The organism is Sinomonas terrae (assembly GCF_022539255.1).
Lineage (GTDB): Bacteria > Actinomycetota > Actinomycetes > Actinomycetales > Micrococcaceae > Sinomonas > Sinomonas terrae.
In genome coordinates, this window is the sequence record NZ_JAKZBV010000001.1 from 3,298,933 (window position 1) to 3,316,473 (window position 17,541).

At 67.3% G+C, this 17,541-nt stretch carries 17 protein-coding genes and 1 pseudogene; 13 read left to right on the plus strand and 5 right to left on the minus strand.

Annotated features, from left to right (window positions below; translation table 11 throughout):
- Positions 1-17: 17 nt before the first annotated feature.
- From L0M17_RS15230 to L0M17_RS15245, 4 genes are all read right to left on the minus strand, one after another.
- Complete coding sequence (locus tag L0M17_RS15230) at positions 18-743, minus strand: haloacid dehalogenase type II (RefSeq protein WP_241055018.1); 726 nt, start codon at positions 741-743, stop codon at positions 18-20.
- A 51-nt stretch (positions 744-794) separates the two neighbouring features.
- On the minus strand, positions 795-1,544 hold the full coding sequence (locus tag L0M17_RS15235; RefSeq protein WP_241055020.1) for a maleylpyruvate isomerase N-terminal domain-containing protein: 750 nt from the start codon (positions 1,542-1,544) through the stop codon (positions 795-797).
- A 48-nt stretch (positions 1,545-1,592) separates the two neighbouring features.
- Positions 1,593-4,325, minus strand: coding sequence for a hypothetical protein (locus L0M17_RS15240; RefSeq protein WP_241055022.1), 2,733 nt, complete (start codon positions 4,323-4,325; stop codon positions 1,593-1,595).
- Between the two features lie 72 nt (positions 4,326-4,397).
- Positions 4,398-5,762 (minus strand): phenylacetate--CoA ligase family protein, encoded by a 1,365-nt coding sequence (locus L0M17_RS15245; RefSeq protein WP_241055024.1) that lies wholly within the window; start codon positions 5,760-5,762, stop codon positions 4,398-4,400.
- 149 nt (positions 5,763-5,911) lie between these two features.
- Between L0M17_RS15245 and L0M17_RS15250 the strand changes: the two genes are divergently transcribed.
- The 7 genes from L0M17_RS15250 to L0M17_RS15275 all read left to right on the plus strand — a co-directional run bounded on the left by L0M17_RS15250 (position 5,912) and on the right by L0M17_RS15275 (position 12,859).
- Complete coding sequence (locus L0M17_RS15250) at positions 5,912-6,799, plus strand: potassium channel family protein (RefSeq protein ID WP_241055026.1); 888 nt, start codon at positions 5,912-5,914, stop codon at positions 6,797-6,799.
- 53 nt (positions 6,800-6,852) lie between these two features.
- Positions 6,853-7,626 (plus strand): SDR family oxidoreductase, encoded by a 774-nt coding sequence (locus L0M17_RS15255; protein WP_241055027.1) that lies wholly within the window; start codon positions 6,853-6,855, stop codon positions 7,624-7,626.
- 18 nt (positions 7,627-7,644) lie between these two features.
- The gene (locus tag L0M17_RS15260) at positions 7,645-8,145 is read left to right on the plus strand and encodes a helix-turn-helix domain-containing protein (RefSeq protein WP_241055029.1); all 501 of its coding nucleotides are present in this window, start codon (positions 7,645-7,647) and stop codon (positions 8,143-8,145) included.
- A 10-nt stretch (positions 8,146-8,155) separates the two neighbouring features.
- Positions 8,156-8,560 (plus strand): VOC family protein, encoded by a 405-nt coding sequence (locus L0M17_RS15265; RefSeq protein WP_241055031.1) that lies wholly within the window; start codon positions 8,156-8,158, stop codon positions 8,558-8,560.
- A 22-nt stretch (positions 8,561-8,582) separates the two neighbouring features.
- Positions 8,583-8,708 carry a hypothetical protein gene (locus L0M17_RS22380; RefSeq protein ID WP_255732055.1) on the plus strand — a complete coding sequence of 42 codons (126 nt, stop codon included), beginning with the start codon at positions 8,583-8,585 and terminating at the stop codon, positions 8,706-8,708.
- A gap of 304 nt (positions 8,709-9,012) precedes the next feature.
- Positions 9,013-10,674, plus strand: coding sequence for a sensor histidine kinase (locus L0M17_RS15270; RefSeq protein ID WP_241055033.1), 1,662 nt, complete (start codon positions 9,013-9,015; stop codon positions 10,672-10,674).
- Positions 10,675-10,738: 64 nt separating this feature from the next.
- Positions 10,739-12,859, plus strand: coding sequence for an elongation factor G-like protein EF-G2 (locus tag L0M17_RS15275; protein WP_241055035.1), 2,121 nt, complete (start codon positions 10,739-10,741; stop codon positions 12,857-12,859).
- Positions 12,860-13,097: 238 nt separating this feature from the next.
- Here the strand turns inward: L0M17_RS15275 and L0M17_RS15280 are convergent, their stop codons facing one another.
- Positions 13,098-13,781, minus strand: coding sequence for a glycoside hydrolase family 16 protein (locus L0M17_RS15280; RefSeq protein WP_308196888.1), 684 nt, complete (start codon positions 13,779-13,781; stop codon positions 13,098-13,100).
- Between the two features lie 40 nt (positions 13,782-13,821).
- On the opposite strand from L0M17_RS15280, the gene L0M17_RS15285 reads away from it, so the two are divergent.
- The 6 genes and pseudogenes from L0M17_RS15285 (at position 13,822) to L0M17_RS22750 (ending at position 17,540) form a co-directional block, all read left to right on the plus strand.
- Entirely contained in the window at positions 13,822-14,166 is a 345-nt protein-coding gene (locus tag L0M17_RS15285; protein WP_241055039.1) for a hypothetical protein, read from the plus strand.
- Between the two features lie 425 nt (positions 14,167-14,591).
- Positions 14,592-15,194, plus strand: a complete 603-nt coding sequence (locus tag L0M17_RS15290) for a DUF1430 domain-containing protein (RefSeq protein ID WP_241055041.1) — start codon at positions 14,592-14,594, stop codon at positions 15,192-15,194.
- A 12-nt stretch (positions 15,195-15,206) separates the two neighbouring features.
- A complete protein-coding gene (locus L0M17_RS15295) occupies positions 15,207-15,884 on the plus strand; it encodes an ABC transporter ATP-binding protein (RefSeq protein ID WP_241055043.1) in 678 nt (225 codons plus the stop codon).
- A gap of 88 nt (positions 15,885-15,972) precedes the next feature.
- Complete coding sequence (locus L0M17_RS15300; RefSeq protein ID WP_241055045.1) at positions 15,973-17,001, plus strand: DUF3048 domain-containing protein; 1,029 nt, start codon at positions 15,973-15,975, stop codon at positions 16,999-17,001.
- An 84-nt stretch (positions 17,002-17,085) separates the two neighbouring features.
- Positions 17,086-17,268 (plus strand): annotated as a pseudogene (locus tag L0M17_RS22955) (FAD-dependent monooxygenase); the annotation flags it as partial.
- Positions 17,229-17,540: an aromatic-ring hydroxylase C-terminal domain-containing protein gene (locus tag L0M17_RS22750; protein ID WP_372498070.1), complete on the plus strand. Its 312-nt coding sequence runs from the start codon at positions 17,229-17,231 to the stop codon at positions 17,538-17,540. The pseudogene L0M17_RS22955 and the gene L0M17_RS22750, both read left to right, overlap by 40 nt.
- Position 17,541: the final 1 nt, after the last annotated feature.

The following is a 17,541-nucleotide window of genomic DNA, read 5'->3' on the forward strand; positions in this document are numbered from 1 at the left end:
ATTCTCGTCATTTGCGCCTACCGATTGTCACCATCCAAATCGTTCCGATGGGATCCCTCACTCTCCGACATGGCTCGCAGGGCCTCGGCCACGCCATCGATTCCCGCAGCGACAAGGTCCGGATCGACGAAGTAGGAGGGATAAGCAGCGTCGGAGCGGTTGACCCATGCAGATTGGAGGCCCGCCTTCGCAGCGCCATGGACGTCCCAAGGGTGCACAGCCACGAGCATCATGTCCTCGACCGAAACCCCGCAGGAAGCCGCCGCGTACGCGTATGAGGCGCCTGCGGGCTTCCACAGTGGCGCATCTGCTACCGAGAGGAGTGCCTCGAACGCATCCCGCAGACCCGCGCCCTCGAGCAGTTGCTCCGCCACGAGGGTTCCGCCGTTGGTGAGCGTCACGAGCCGGAACCCGCCCTCGGCCAGGGCGCGGATGCCGTCGGCCACGTCCGGATGAACGCCCAACCGGAGCATCCCGGACATCACATGCCGTACGGCGTCCTCGAGGGAACGGTCCAGCTCGTGGCCCCGCAGGATCCCCCGCAGGACCTCGGCGCCGATCTCGGCGAAGTCCCCGTTGTCGCCGGCGGCCGCGAGCGCGAATCCGTCCCGCAGGAGCGTCGCGAACCACAGCTTGGCGAGCTCGCTGGGCGCACCGACATCGGTGAACCGCGAACCCATGGGGGACATGTCGGAGAGGGTCTCGTTGACGTCGAAGACGATGACCTCGGGGCGGCGAACCATGGGGCTGCTTCCTCCTTCGCGAAGGGGTGGTTCAGATCTGGTGCCCACAGCCTACGGCGTGAGCCGCGCCTCGCGGATGGCCTCGGCCAGCTGGTCGTCGGCGCCCGGGAGCGGGGTCCGACCCCAGAGTCCGAGGTAGAGCTGGGAGGCAGTCCCCGAGAGCGTGCCGAGCAGCGGCGCCTCGGCGCTCTCGTCGCGAGGAGGGAGGGCGAGCGTTTCGAGCAGCTCGCCGTCGTCCGTGCGCACTTCAAGGCGGACGACGGCGGGCAGGCCTGCCGTGCGCCCGAGCCGCAGCTGCCGGGGATAGAAGCCTTCGACAACCTCATGGATGCCGTCGAGGGCGACGTCCTCGGGCAGGGTCCACAGGTCTGACGGGGGCTCCCCCGCTCCCGCGGCAAGGGACTGCGCGAGGTCGAACGTGTGCACGGTCGTCTCGTGCACCTGCCGGCGCGCCCAGAACGCGGCCACGCGCTCTCCCCAGAGGGTCCAGGCCTTGGAGTCCGGAGCCGATGCCCGCAGTGTCGCGACGAGTTCGCCGGCCCGCGCCCGGTACCACGTGGGCAGCGGCGCGTCGCCGAGGTCGAAGCGGGCCTCCGGCGGGGCCGCACTCGCGCCGATCGCCGAAGCCGCCCAAGCGTGGATGAGCCCGAGATGGACCAAGAGCTTGCGCGTTGTCCACCGGGGACACGCGGGGACCGGCGCTTCCCAGTCCGAGACGCGTTCGGCGGCGGAGGCGAAGCGCCTGGTCAGGGCGTCGAGACGGTCGATGGCAGCGGCATAGCTGGCGGGTGTGTCAGTCACGCGGACACGATAACGCCCAGGGGCGACAATGCGAGGGCTGTGAAGGCATCACCATCCGGCGAGGAGGTCGTCCCGGGCTTGAAGGTACGCGAGGGTCGGAAGGTAGTTGCCGTGGGTCGCGACTCGGGCCATGTACGAATCGGGCTCCATCTCGAGCGCGAGCCGGTCGAGGTTGTTCGGCTGCACTGAGTAGGAGTAGCCGGGGAAGCCGAGGTAGTCGGTGCGTCGCCACAGATTGATCCACACGGGCTGCGGCCGGGGCACGACCGTTAATGCTCCCGTGGGGATCTCGAGCAGCCCCGTGAGCGGAATGGAAACAGCGGAAGGCGACCCGCCGCCGTCGTGCGCCGCTGACAGGCTCGTGGCCCCTCCGAGACCTCCCCCCGCCAACTCCATACCGTCCAGGTCCTTGCCTGCCCAGGGATCGGCGGACCAGAACGACGGCGCCGCGACACCCGGCGTGCCCAGAACCTCTGGCCCGAACAGCTCGGGGAAGAACCGGCCGAAATACGGTCGCAGCTGCATGCCGAACGTCAGGAGCCGTACCTTCCGGAGGAGATCGGCGCGGCCGAGCGCGGCCAAGTGGAACAGCGCCGCGACGCCCAGCACGGTTCCGAGGCTGTGGGTCGCGAGGAGCACGCGGCGCCGCGACTCGGGAACTCCGCCCGGCTCGAGCCAGCGGATCATGCGGTCGGCGAGCTCCGGCACGGCTCGCTCGGAAAAGCACGCGGGGCCGAAGGGATGCGCCGCCCGCGGGAGCCACGCCATGAGATCCCACAGGAGCCCCAGAGGGCGCCCGCGCCCGAGCGTCGCAGCGTTCGTGACCGCGGCCGTGAGGACGGCGAGCGCTCCGAGTACGACGCTCGTGAGCACCACCCACTGCGCGAATGCGAAGAAGCCCGCCACCCCGGCAGGGCCGCCGAACCAGCGCGCCAACACCCCTTCCACCCACGCCCAGCGGTCGGTGACGCCCTGCGCCTGCCGCATGACCGTGAACGCGAGCGAGACCGTGACCGTCACGCCCACGACCCAACTCAGGGTGTGCAGAAGCGGCTCGGCCCGTTGCATGAACGCACTGGAGCGGCGGACCGCGTCGATCTCGCGGGCGAAGACCGCCTCGGACGGGTCAACGGGCGGGCTCGCGATGACGGCCTTGCGCATCCCGAACCAGGCGAGCACGCACAGGAGCCCCGCGACGAACAGGACGATGAGCGCGAGCACTCCCCCGAAGGCCCAGAAGGCGGTCGGAACGGCGATATCGTGGGCGCCGGCGGGAATGGTGAGATCACGGAAGAGCGGGTCGGAGCGGTCGGGTGTCGATTGAAGCCGGCCCGCGCGGAGGTACGAACCGATCCCGAGCGCGACGGCGGAGGCGAGGAACGCGCCGACGACGAGCGCGAGGTACATGAAGACGCCCGGCCCTGCGCCGTGCCACGCGTGCTCGCGGCGACGCGGGTCCCTTCGACGGAGCACGAGGAACGGCACCACGAAGCCGAGCCCGGAGAGCACGACGACGGCGAGCGCCGCTGCGTTCGCCGCCCACCCGAGCGGGTCGAGCCAGCCGCCCACGGCGACGACGAGGGCTGCGACGCCGACGGTGAGCACCGCCGTCGCGATCCACTCGTTGTAGCCCGAGCGCACGACGCAGCCCACGGTCGCGAGGATCGTGAGGCACACGAGGATGATGGTCGGCGTGAGCTGCCCGGCGGTGAACGGAGAGGCCGGGTTCTCGTTGGAGAGTTGGACCTCGGTCACCACGCACGTCAAGTAGGTCAGCAGCGCCGCCGCGATGAGCACCCCGGCCCAGAGATAGCGGCTCGACCAGAGGTCCGAGACGATCGGCGGGTGGACCGATCGGGCCCACGCCGCGACCACGCCCGCGACAACCACGAGCTGCACTCCCGCCACGCACACGAGCGCGGGGGCACTCGCGCCATCCCGGGACCATGCGTCCGCCATGAGGAGGATGACGACGAGGTGGATGCTCGCAACGAGATGCAGCATCCCGGTCGGGGAATTGATGCGGCGCCGCACCCAGAGGCTCGGAGCCGCGAGCGCGAAGGCGTCCGCCTGGGTCGGGTTCGCGAGGGCGCGCGCGGCGTCGCCTGCACGGGTGCGGAAGCGGACGTCGCTCACGAGGCCCAGGAACGCGACGAGGACGACGGCGAGGATCGGCGCGAGCGAAAGGGCCGCGAGGCGCTGGCCGCGAGTGAGGTCCCTGAGCCCGTCGAACTGCGACGGGAGCGCGCTGCAGACCTTCCACGTTCCCGGCGTTCCCGTGGGCTGGAAGCATTGGACGGCTACGAGGTCGAACGCGACCGTGGAAACCGCGGCCACGAGCAGGAGCGTGAGGAGCAGGCCGAACAGCCGCACCACTGCCCCGCCGCTGCCCGTGCGGAGGCCGCCCTCGCGGCTGGGGTCGGGGCGGAACGCACGGGCCCAGTAGGCAGCGTTGGCGAAGCCGAACGGCGCGATGAGGAACCAGCCGAGGTTGTACAGGATCCTGCCGATCTTCCCGAGGAGGTTGTTCCCCTTCGAGAAGCGGTCGAGGTTGCCCCAGCTGTAGGCCTCGAGGCGAGTCTTCTGATCCGGCAGTGAGGCTCTGGGGGTGTAGAAGCCGGCGAGATTGTCGCCGAGGGGGATCACGCCGTCGTGCGCGAGCTCGACGTTGTCGACGGTAGTGCCCAGCATTTCCTGCGGCGGCGCGTTGCGGACGCCGTGGATGCGGAGCTCGAGGACTTCGAGCGTGGGGGCGGATCCATCTGGTGCTGCTGTGGACATGGCGCTCTCCGAGGCCTTCCCCAGCGCTTGCCTAGATGGTACGGCGGCGGGAGGGGCCTGTCCACGGCGGGCTCAGGGATGCAGGCCGCGCACGAGCTTCGCCTTGCCGAGGGGCGTGCGCGGCACCTCGTGCACCGGAAAGATGCGCACCGGAGTGCCGACGACGCCCTGCTCCGTGAGGCGCTGCGCAATCGCGTCGCGCAGGCCCTGCAGATCGGTGCCGAGCGGTGCGCCGGCCACGAGGAGGTCGAGCCCATCCTCCCGTTGCACAACCTGCCAGCCCGTCACAGGCGCTTCTTCGAGGACCTCGTGGAACACGTTGGGGTGGACCGCGACAATGCCCCCCGCGGCAGGGAGACGGAGGACGTCTTCGGCCCGACCCTCGACCCCCTCGAGGATCCTGAACGAGCGCCCACATGGGCAGCCGCTCTCACCCAGGCGGACGCAGTCGGACATCTCGTAGCGGATGAGCGGGAGAGTGCGCGAGAACAGGACAGTGACGAGAATGCGCTCCCCCGTGATGCCGGGCGGAACCGGGCGATAGTCGGCGTCGACCGGCTCGACGATCACGAGGTCCTCATACACGTGGCGGCTCCCGCTCGTGCACGTCGAAGCGATGCACGCGGTCTCGGTCGTGGCGTAGAGGTCCACGGGTGGGACTCCCCATGCCGCCTCGATGTCCCTCGACTCGGGCACGCCCAGCACCTCGGACGCCGAGAGGACTGCAGTGGGCGCGATGTTGAGACGACCAGCGAGCTGCTCCATCGCGAGGGGGCGCAGCGCCGACGGGAAGCCGACGAGGAGATCGGGCTGGAAGGCGCCGAGGCGAGCGGCGAGGTCGGCGGGGCTGTCGCTCGCATCGAGGCGCAAGGTGGGGAAGAGGAGGGAGTTGAAGGTGGCGCTGATGATCGCCGACTGGTGGCTCGGGCGACGCGTCGTCACCATCGCGGCGCGCACCGGCCTCCTGACCCTGCTCAGGATCCCGCCCCAGCTCAGCGCGCGCGTGTAGGAGGCAAGGACGGCCGCCCACTCGCGGTGATCCCAGATGAAGATCCCACGCCGCCCCGTCGTCCCGGCGCTCGCCGCCACCCACCACCGGCCGCGCCACGGGACTGACGGGTCGGCGTCGTCCTCTACGATCCTGTGGAGGTGCTCCTCGATGTCGTACAGGCGCAAGCTGGGCGCGGTGACCACCTCGTCGAAGCGGTCCATCAGCTCGTCCTTGGTCACGGGAGGCAGGGCGGCGAGGGGCGCCTCCTCGAGGCCCGCGTAGCGCTCGCGGTAGAAGGGCGAGCGGGCGACGGCGTACGATCGGAGCCGCTGGAAGGCCTCCATCTGCTGGGCGGCAATCCGGGCGGAACTCCACCGTTCATGGCTTCTCCACGCCGCACGAAGCGCAAGGAGGCGAGTCAACAGCTCGGCGTCCACGGCGCTCATGCGGCCCACCATAGGTCGCGGCGCGTCAGCTTGGATAGGGCCCGTAGCCTCCCCCTGCCGAATCGTGACCTCACGTAATGCGCCGGCAGTTCAGAGCTTGTCCCATGCGAGCCAGAGCCATCCCGCCCGCGCTGGAGTACCCTTCGGCCATGACTCTGGAGCGGTGGCGGAGGCTGTCCGAGTGGCCCATGATCGGTGCGGCCGTCGTGTTCCTCGTGGCGTACTCCGTGCAGGTCATCGCCGACCTGCCCGAACGGGAGGGCATCTGGGCCGATGTCCTCGTCTTCGCGTCCTGGGCCGTGTTCATCGTGGACTATTTCGTTCAACTCGCGCTCGCGCCGAACCGCGGGCGTTGGTTCGTCCGCAACCTGCACGAGCTCGCCATCCTCGCGCTTCCCGCTCTCCGCCCCCTGCGCCTGCTCCGGCTCGTGGTGTTCCTCCGAGTCCTTCAGAGCCGGGCCGGAGATGCGCTGCGGGGCCGGCTGCTCCTGTATGTCTTCAGCGCAGCGGGCGTGATCCTGTACTGCGGGGCGCTCGCCGCCGAGGACGTCGAGCAGAACGAGCCGGGCTCCAACATCCGTTCGTTCGGCGATGCGATCTGGTGGGCCCTCGAGACGATCACCACGGTCGGGTACGGCGACCATTACCCGATCACCTTCGTGGGCAGATGCGTCGCGGCCGTGCTCATGGTCGCGGGCATCACCGTCCTCGGTGTCGTGACGGCCTCGATCGCGGCGTGGCTCGTCGAGAACATCACCGTGCAGGCGACGGCCGAGGTCGAGGCCGAGGTGGAAGCGGAGGTCCAGGCCGTCGACGACACCCTCGAGGCGAAGGTCGAGGCGCTCACGGAGCAGGTCGCCCAGCTGACGGCGGCGCTCGAACGGCAGGCCTTCGGCGGACAAGCTCTAGGCGGGCAGACTCTGGGCGGGCAGACTCTGGGCGGGCAGGCTCTAGGCGGGCAGGCTCTAGGCGGGCAGGCTCTAGGCGGGCAGACTCTGGGCGGGCAGACTCTGGGCGGGCACGAGCGGATCGACTGAAGAATTCCGGATCATGTCGCAGGGGCTGCGAGCACGTCGGTAAGAATGGACTGATGGACCTCGGAATCACAGGGAAGACGGCCTTCGTCGCGGCCTCGACGTCGGGTCTCGGGCTCGCTGTCGCGCGGGCCCTCGCCGCGGATGGCGTGCGCGTGGCAATTACCGGACGACGGCGGGAGATCTCCGAGCAGATTGCGGAGTCCCTTCCGGGGGCGGTCGCCATCGGGGTGGACCTCGGAGCGCCTGACGCCGTCGCTTCAGCCGTCGATCAGGCCGAGGAGCGGCTCGGGCCGATCGATATCGCCGTCCTCAACGGGCCCGGGCCTCGGCCGAGCACGGCGGCGGCGCTCACCTCGGAGGACCTCGCGAACTCCTTCGACCGGCTCGTGCGCCCGCAGCACGACCTCGTCTCGAGAGTCCTCCCTGAGATGCGGCAGCGACGCTGGGGCCGGATCCTTGCCGTCGGCGCAAGCGGCATTGTGGCGCCCTTGCCGAACCTCGCGTCGTCGAACGCCGGCCGCGCCGCCCTCGCCGGCTACCTCAAGACGCTCGCGGCCGAGGTTGCCCGCGACGCTGTGACCGTCAATCTGCTCCTGCCAGGCCGCATCGCGACAGACCGCGTGGCCGAGCTCGATGCCGAGACCGCCAAACGACGCGGGATCTCGGTCGACGAGGTCCAGCAGGAATCCCGCGAGAGCATCCCCGCCGGTCGTTACGGCACTCCCGAGGAGTTCGGAGCCGCCGCCGCTTTCCTATGCAGCGCGTCGGCGTCGTACATCACGGGAGTCGCGCTCAGGTGCGACGGCGGGCTCGTCCGGAGTCTCTGATTCAGGCACACTGATCGCATGGGTGTTGATCTCGACGAATTGAAGAGGCTGCGCCGCGCCCGCGATCGGATGGACCGCGAGTACGCCGAGCCGCTCGACGTCGCCTCGCTCGCGCGCACGGCGCTCATGTCGACGGCGCATTTCAGCCGACGCTTCCGCGAGGCCTATTCCGAAACGCCGTATGCGTATCTCATGACCCGGCGAATAGAGCGGGCGAAAGCGCTCCTGCGCTATGGGGAATTGAGCGTGACCGAGATCTGTTTCGCGGTCGGCTGTACGAGTTTGGGCTCGTTTTCTTCCCGGTTCACCGAACTCGTCGGCGAATCACCGTCTTCCTACCGGGCGCGCAATCACGACGACTGGCGAGTCCTTCCGAGCTGCCACATCATGGTCGTGACACGTCCGCGGAAGACTGGCGCGCCTGTTCCTGAATCCGCCGGGCCGGAATCGGCCCAGCCGGAATCGGCCCAGCCGGAATCGAGCAGTTTCGAAGAAGCGCTCATTTCGGCCCAGACCTAGCATCATTTCCATGACAATCTCCATCAGCACCGTTCACGTACTCGTCGACGACCCCGACGCCGCCGTCTCGTTCTACCGCGACACCCTCGGCCTGACAGTCCAGAACGAGGTAGCCCGCGAGGGCTTCCGCTGGATCGTCCTCAGCACCCCGAACCAGCCCGAGATCCAGATCGTGCTGTCCCAGCCGCAGGCAGGGCGTTCGAAGGAGGACGGCGAGGCCATCGCAGCGCTGCTCGCGAAGGGCGAGCTGGGCGGCATCAACTTCGCGGCCGACGACCTTGACGCCACGTTCGAGAAGGCCGCCGCGGCGCCCGGGGTCGAGGTGCTGCAGGAGCCGCTGAGCCAGCCATGGGGCGTCCGCGACGCCGCGCTCCGCGACCCGGCCGGCAACACCGTCCGCATTCAGCAGGCCTAGATCCGCTGTACGCAAAGGCGCCATGTCCAAAGATTTCGGAGGCGGCGCCTTTCGCCTCGCTGCGGACGCCGACGAGCTCGCCGAGTCCGCCGTGCTTGGAACCGCTCTCGACGGGGACGTGCGTCTGCGCGAGGCCGCGAGGGCATGAGAATCCGCCTGAGAGGCGAGGGCGAATCATCTCTCCGCAGAAAGTAGCGCCGCTAGAGGGCTCAATGGCGTTGCCTCCCGAGGAGCCCCATACCGGGGAACGCGGGCGGGGGCCCGCCCCGGAGATGGCGAGGCGGACGACGGCGGGCGGCCGCCGTCGTCCGCCTTAGTGGCGCGCTGGCTCACCCGAACGCTGCCTGACGCGGGTTGGCTTACCCGGTGCTGCGCGTCATGCTCTAGGTCCATGACGCTCCCGGTCACACAATTGACGTGATGGGGAGGTATGGGGATCTGGAGGGACCGCCGTGGAGAAGCTGATGGACGTCCTCTTGCTGGGACAAGTCCGGTTCCACGAGCTGAGCATGCGCGGGCGTGTGGTCCTGAGCCAGTTTCCACTCAACCTCACGCTCCTGCTGGTCTGCGTCATCGCGGCCATCGCGGATCCCAAGGTCTTCACAGACGCGAGATTCCTCATCGGGCAGGGACTCGAGCTAGTGATTCTGGCGGTGTGCGTCGCCCTCCCGTGGGACCGGATCCCCTACGGGCTCTTCCTCATCGTCCCGCTGCTCGACTTCGGCCCGATCAGCCTCCTGCACTACGCGAACGGAAGCTCGCTCAACGGTCTCTCGCTCCTCGGCGTCTTCCCGACCATGTGGCTCGCCGGCTCAGGTATCAGGCCCCGTGTCATGGTCCCGCTCGGGGGCCTCGCCGCGCTCCTCATGGTGTGGGCTCCCCTGATCCTGGCTGGCACCGCCGCGCCGAACACGCTAGCCGCCGAACTCCTCGTGCCGTTCCTGCTCCTCGCCATCGGCATTGGCACCTCGGTCATGACGCTCAGCGGCATGGCGCAGAAGGCCCGTGTCGAGGAACTGCTCGCACGCACCGAGACCCGCGAGCGCCTCCTGAACACCGTCCTCGACACCGTCGACGTCGGCGTCCTCGTTATCGACGACCACGGCCAGAACACCTATCTGAACGCCAAGGAGCGCGAGCTCTACCTCGCCGCACTCCCCGAGGGCGTCGAGACCACACTCGAATCCGAGCTCTTGATCTACCGCGACGGCAGCGAGGAACTGCTCCCCGCAGAGCAACGCCCCCTCGCGAGGGTCCTCTCGGGCGAGACGATCGCGCACGAGGTCTACCGACTCGGCCGCGGGAGCGAGGCCCGGACGGTATCGATCTCCGGCCGGCAGTTCGCGGACGTCGCGGGCGACACGGCTGGCACGGTCCTCGCGTCGACGGACGTGACGGAGGTCGTCGCCGCGGTCCACGCTCGGGACAAGTTCCTCGCCGCGATGTCCCACGAGTTCCGCACCCCGCTCACGAACATCCTCGGCTACGCCGAACTGCTCCAGGACGATGCTTCCCTCAGTCCCGCCGCGAAGTCCGACCTCCAGATCATGATGCGCAACGCCCGCCACCTCAACCACATGGTCGACGACATCCTCGCCGCCTCGCTCACGGGCGACGAGGCGGGCGGCATCCGGCTGCCGCTCGACCTCGCCGAGCTGGTCAAGCAGACAAGCGACTCGTTCAGTCCCGAGGCCTCGAACAGTGGGATCAAGCTCGACCTCGCCACGGAGACGGCCCTGCCAATCCTTGGCGATCGGACGGGCCTCGTCCGCGTGCTGAACAACCTCGTCTCCAATGCACTCAAGTATTCGCAGCCCGGGACCACAGTCCACCTGGCGGCCCGGGAGGAGGGCGCGTGGGCCGTCTGCGAGGTGGCCGACGAAGGGCTCGGCATCGACCCCGAGGATCTCAAGCGACTCTTCACCCGTTTCCAGCGGAGCGACGCCGCCGTCCGAGCAGGCATCCCCGGCACGGGCCTCGGGCTCGCGCTCGCAAAGGACGTTGCTGAGCAGCACGGTGGCGAACTCGAGTGCAGGAGCGAGGTCGGCGTGGGCAGCGTCTTCACCCTTCGTCTGCCCCTGCGGAAGGCAAAGCAGCATATGACTTTGTCCTAAGTCCTCGCCGCCGGGCGTCTCTAGAGGCACGATTAAGGCCCGGACCCGGAACAGGGAGGCGCGCATGTCGGCGAAAGGCACCAACGGCTCGGCGAAAGGGACTGTCAGCTCGGAGGCAGCTCCGGACCGCCCGGAACTCATCCGCAATGTTGTGCTCGTGGGCCATTCGGGCGCTGGCAAAACCATGCTGCTCGAAGCCGTGCTCGCCTCGACGGGCGCCATCACGCGAATGGGGTCGATCGCGGATGGGACGACCGTCGGCGATTCTGATCCCTCGGCCGTGCACCAGCAGAGGTCGGTAACGCTCTCGGTGGCTCCCGTCGTCGTCGGCGATATCAAGGTGAACCTGCTCGATACCCCCGGCTACGCGGACTTCGTGGGCGAGCTCCGCGCCGGGCTGCGCGCCGCAGACGGCGCGCTGTTTGTCGTCTCAGCGGTCGACGGCGTCGACGCGACAACGAGCGCCCTCTGGGCGGAGTGCGAGCGGGTCGGCATGCCCCGCGCCGTCGTCATCAGCCGTCTGGACCATCCGCGCGCCGATTACGACGGCGTCCTCTCCGAATGCCGCGCAGCCTTCGGCGAGTCTGTGCTTCCCCTCTACCTGCCGCTGAGATCCGACGGCGCTGCTACCAAGCTGCTCGGGCTGCTCTCCGGCACGGTGTCCGACTACTCAGGCGACGAGATGCAGCCGTCCTTCCGGCCGGCGGAGCAGAGCGAGCTCGCGGACTGGGAGTCCGCGCGCGGCGAGCTGATCGAGGGGATCATTGCCGAGAGCGAGGACGAGACCCTGATGGACCGGTACCTCGGTGGCGAGGAGATCTCGCTCGACACCCTCATCGGGGACCTCGAAACCGCCGTGACCCGCGGCTCCTTCTTCCCAGTCATACCCACCTCCGCCACGAATGGCCTCGGGACCGCCGAGCTCCTCGAAGTCCTCACGCGCGGGTTCCCGTCTCCGGTGGAACACGACGTTCCGGAGGTGAGCGAACTGAACGGCAACCCCGTCGAGGGCCTCACGTGCGATCCGAATGGGCCGCTCGTAGGCGAGGTGGTCCGAACCACCGTGGATCCTTTCCTCGGAAGGGTCTGCCTCGTGCGCCTCTTCTCGGGGACGCTCCGCGAAGACACGCCCGTGCATGTGGCCGGCCATGGCCTCGAGGAACGGGGCCACCCCGACCACGACAGCGACGAACGCCTCGGCCGCCTCTACTCGCCGTTCGGCTCGAACCTCCGGCCTGTGCAATACGCGGTCGCGGGCGATCTCTGCGCGATCGCGAGGGTCTCCGCCGAGACTGGCGATACAGTGTCCTCGCGCGAACAGCCCCTCCTGGTCGCGGCGTGGGACATGCCCGAGCCGCTCATGCCGGTCGCCGTCGAGGCCGCGTCCCATGGCGACGAGGACGCGCTCGCCAAGAACCTCGGGAGGGTCGCGGCGGGCGATCCCACCCTCCGCGTGGAACGGAACCCCGAGACGCATCAGCTCGTGCTGTGGTGCATGGGCGAGGCCCACGCGGAGGTCGTGCTGGACCGGCTCCGCGAGCAGGGCGTCAAGCTTCAGACGGTCGACGTCGTCACCCCCTTGCGCGAGACGTTCGCCGAGGGCGCGGCGGGCCACGGGCGGTATGTCAAGCAGTCGGGCGGCCACGGCCAGTATGCGATCTGCGACATCGAGGTGGAGCCGCTCGAACGAGGCGGCGGGTTCCAATTCGTGGACAAGATCGTGGGCGGCGTGATTCCGGGCCCGTTCATCGTTTCGGTCGAGAAGGGCGTTCGGTCCCAGATGGAGAAGGGCGTCGCCAAGGGGTTCCCCGTTGTCGACATCCGCGTGACCCTGATCGGGGGCAAGACCCACAGCGTGGACTCCTCCGACGCCGCGTTCCAGGCAGCCGGAGCCCTCGCGCTCCGGGAGGCGGCCGCGGCGGCGAAGATCCAGCTCCTCGAACCCGTCTCGTCGGTCACGATCAGCGTCCCCGATGACTACGTCGGCGCCGTCATGAGCGACCTCTCCTCCCGCCGCGGGCGCCTCACCGGCACGACGTCGTCGGGCGGCGAGGTGACCGAGATCAGCGCCGAAGTGCCCGACGTCGAACTCCTCCGCTACGCCGTCGAACTCCGCGCGCTCACCGCCGGAACCGGCCGCTTCCGCCGCGAATACCTCCGCCACGATCCGGTCGCGGGCGGCTGAGGGGAGGCCGGTTCATTCTGGCCGTCGATACGTCCCTCACGAAGCGCTGCCATCCATCCCTCGCCGAATTGTCCCGGCCTAACTCGCAGTTTGCGCGGGACTTCTTCCGACGAATGCCGTCACACAGAGCCATAACGCCATCGCAGGCCGTGAAGGCGTTACTTCCCAGAAGGCATCTCGCCAGTCACCCTGAAAAGTGTCCCGCCCCAACTCGCTGTTAGGGCGGGACACTTCGGCGTCAGCACTGAGGCGTAGCTGCCACCGTTCCCGAAGCCGGGCTCCCCGTGCCGTTGATGCTGTAGTCGCGCACCCAGTCGACGTTCATCGTCGCGGGCTTGGTGGTCTGGCCGGCGATCGGGAACCAGTCGAGCTGCAACGTCTGATGCATCGACTGCCCGGGCTGGTGCGCCGGGTCGGTGTCCTTGAACCATGTCTGCCCGTCGATATAGCCGGTGACTCCGGAGGGGCAGACCTGGACCGCGTAGTTGTGCCATTGGGTCAGATCGATCGGCTTGGTTGCATAGGTCTGGACGCCGCTGGCGCAGCCGTAGTGGAGGAAGAAGTTGATATCGGCGAGGTTCCCCGTCTGCTCTGCGAAATCGATCTCAGAGCACTTAGGAGATGTCGTGTCAGGCCAGAGAATCGAAACTGCGTGGTACTGCGGCTCGTTGGCGCTTGTCCTCATCCGGACCTCGTACCGGCCGTACTGCTGGCGGGAGAACTTGGCGCTCATGCCGCCCGTGGTGCCGGCAGAGTTCCCCGAGATCGTCATCATCCCGTTGTTCACGCTGATCGCCTGAGGGGAACGCAGTCCCTGTCCTGCATTCCCGACCGAGTTGTAGACGCTCCATTTCGTAGAGTCGGGCGCCCCAGAATAGTTGAACTCGTCGCCCGCCGTAATTGGGCCCCAGCCCTGCGCCACAGCCGCCTGCGTCCCGTCAGTTGTGCTGGCAGGAACAACGTTGGCGGTCGGGGACGACGCCGTGCCAACCGCGGGCGTCGAGGTCCCGGGCAGAGTCGAAGCCGCGGGAGTCGTTGACGCAGGCGCAGCCGCCGTGGTGGCCGCGGCCTGGGGCGTTCCGGCGCTGGGCGAGGGTGCACTGCTCGACCGGCTGGCGGTGGAAGTCGAAGCACTCTGGGAGGTCGGCGCACTGTTCGGGGTCGGGGTGAGCGACGGCGTCGCGCTCCCACCCGTGTTGGCAAGGGCCGCGGCCGACGACGGACCCGTGGCTGCTGCGGTCGAGCCCGGTCCCGGGCCCGCGCAGCCGGCGAGAGCCAGAACCGTTGCAGTCAGCGCCACGAGGTGACGTTTGCGGAATATCAAGACATCGGATTTCATGGGGTCGTCCTCTTCTTCAATGGCGCCCCCCGCCCGCCTACAACTCGTTGTTCGCGATAACGATTTGGTCACGAACGCGCGTCAACGCTAGGCAGAACGGCCGCGACGAAGCAAGCCTGCGGCCGTCGGCGCCGACACAAGTTGCAGAGAGCGGCATCGAGATGAGACTCTTCGAGGTTTCGTCGGTGGCAGGCCGATCCGGCTCGCTGTACACGCAGGCCTCATGATCGCCCAACACGGAACTTGCCGCTCGAGGCACCGAGATTCGCCCCTCTTAACACGGAGTTTCGCCCCTCTGGCGCGTCCTGCGGCTACGCCAGTAGGTACGGTCGGCGTGCCACCGGAAATCGACCCCTCACCTTCACTAAAGGAAGGCGCAGCGAGCCTGTACTCATGCAGTCCGGGCAGCAACTCTTCAACTATCACTCGAGCTCGGCGGTCCAGGGCTCAGCTCAGCTCGATCCGGTCGTGCTCGTGATGCCTGCTGATTTGACTGCCCTTTCCGACGATTTCTTCGTTTCGGCTGCGTCCTCGGGCGGCCTTCTGTTCTCGGATCGGACTCACCTCGAGTCGCTCGCGCGCACGAGCGGCATTGACAAGTACTTGATGTCAGTCGATTCAGTGAGCGAGCTCGCCCTCGAAGAGAGGGCCCAACGTCTCCACGAACTCCGCATGAAGACTGGAGAGCTTGCTCTGATGGTCGCGGTCGTCGTGACGCTGATCTCGGTTGTTTCGGCCGCCTATTGCGAGCGGAACCGTCGCAGGCTCTTTCTGGAGAGGATCCATGGCCGCTCCTTCGTCTCGCGCCACCTTCGCTTTCTGATTGCGGCTGCTGGAGGGGCCTTGGCCGTTCTCGGAGGGTGCATCGTTCTCAGGACGGCTGGGTCGGGAGCTGGCCTGATGGCTAATACCGGGGTGATCGCAGTCCTGATCTCCGTCGCCGCCGCGGTCCTTGCGAGCCAAGAGCGCCGCGCCACCGCTCGGGTCCCTGAATGAGAGGAACACACGTTGCTTGAAGCCGAATCGATCTCGAAGACCATCAACGAGCGCGAGCTCTGGTCGAGCGTGAATCTCGCCGTCGGTCCGGGCGAGATCTTCGACCTCGTGGGTCAGAGCGGCTCGGGCAAGACGACGTTGCTCAATTGTCTGGGAGGCCTAGCGCCGGTCGACGACGGCGAGATCCGGATCGATGGCGTCCACATCGGCAAATCCCCCAGAACGGTCCGACGTCGTTTGCTCCGTTCCCACATCGGCTTCCTGTTCCAGAGCTACGCTCTCATCGACTCTTGGACGATCGAGCAGAACCTCAGCTTGGCCTTCCGGGGCCGCACCCGACGGTCGGAACGCCGTCGGAGGGCGCGTGAAGTGCTTGACCGGCTAAACCTCCACGCCGAGCTCGAGACTCCGGTCTACCTCCTGAGCGGAGGTGAGCAGCAGCGAGTGGCCTTGGCGCGCGTGATGCTGAAGCAGCCCAAGATCATCCTCGCCGACGAGCCGACATCAGCCCTTGATGACCACCACTGCGAACTCCTGCTCGAGGTGCTCCGTGAGCATTGCGCGGGAGGCGGAGCCGTCGTCGTCGCCACCCATGATCCGCGCCTCATGGATGTCTGCGATGCGCTGTATCGGCTCACGGAGATCTCGCTCGAACACCGAAGAGCAGTTACGGTGTGGCATATGGATTGATCTGTGTGTAGCACTGTCTGCATTGGAAGGAAAATCTGATGACCACCGAACGGGGCGATTCCAAGCACAGCTGCATTTGGATGAAACGATGACACAGGAAACCAGCTGGATCCAGCGCCATCGTGTTGCAGCATTCATTCTTGCTGGGGGCATTCTCATCGTAATTGCCGTTATTGTCGCCTTCACCCTTCTTCAACAAAAGCCTGGGCCGCAAAGCAGCGGCAAGTTTTATTCGCCGCTGACGGGTGAACAAGTCGCTAGCGAAGCGGAAACGAAACAGGCCGTCACAGCCATTATGATCGAGAACAGCCCGGATGCGCGTCCGCAGTCAGGAATCAAGGACGCCGGCGTGGTCTACGAAGCAATCGCCGAAGGCGGCATCACACGCTTTCTGACGTTGCATCAACAAGATAAGCCACAGATTATTGGCCCGGTACGAAGCCTCCGGATCTACTTCCTGGATTGGCTCGCACCGTACAACGCAAGCGTTGCGCACGTTGGCGGCAGCGCGGACGCCCTCGCTGAGGTGAGGAACGGCAAGTACCGGGACATCGACCAGCTTTTCAATGCCGACAGCTACTGGCGCGCGACCGACCGCGTCGCCCCGCACAACGTGTATACGAGCTTCGAAAAGCTTGACGCCCTTAATCACGCAAAAGGGTATAACGAGTCGAATTTTACGGGCTTCACTCGCACCGACGGCAAACCGAGCGACTCGCCAACAGCGACATCAGTCACGATCAATTTCGGTTCCTCAACGCTTTATAACACCAGCTATGCCTACGACAAGAAGACAAATACGTACGCCCGATCGATGGCCGGGGCACCCCACCTCGACCGTGAAAAGGGGCCGATCACACCGAGTGTCGTCATCGCCATGCAGGTGGAAATGAAATTGGCCGAGCCAGATAACGGCCACGAGGATATAACAACAACCGGCACCGGCAAGGCGACCATTTTTCAAAATGGAACTGCCCAAGCCGTCACCTGGCACAAAGCCGACCGGGCAAGCCAAATCAGCTTCACGGACGCCAACGGGCATGACGTACCTTTAGTGCGCGGACAAACCTGGATAGCTGCCGTCCCCAACACCGGCGGCAGTGTCTCCTGGCACTAGCGGCCGCGAGGCCGCCGGCATCGAATTCCAAGGCTGGGACGCGACGACGAGCAGCCTGAGTTCGGCCTCCGCAGCGCGGCCTGGATCTCGAGGTTCACCGACGCGACCCGTCAGGCCGCCTCGTACCGCAAGGGGCGCTTGCTGCTGGCCGGCGACGCCGCACACGTGCACTCTCCGATGGGCGGCCAGGGATTGGGCGTCGGCGTGCAGGATGCGGTGAATCTCGGCTGGAAACTGGCGCAGGTCGTCAAAGGGACGTCGCCGGAGAGCCTGCTCGATATCTATCGCGCAGAGCGCCATTCGGTTGCCGCCCGCGTGCTGCACAACACGATGATCGGGTCCAACGGGTCGACGCCGAATACCGAGGCCGCTGGGAATTTCCGGTGCTGGGCACCGTCACGGCTCCCAGCGCAGTTCTCATCCGCCCGGACGGCTATGTCGCTTGGGTGGGCGTAGAGCCGCAGGAAGGGCACGAAGGCCTGCACAACGCCTTGGCCAAATGGTTCGGGACAGAATGTCCCGGTCTAGATGGAAACTAGA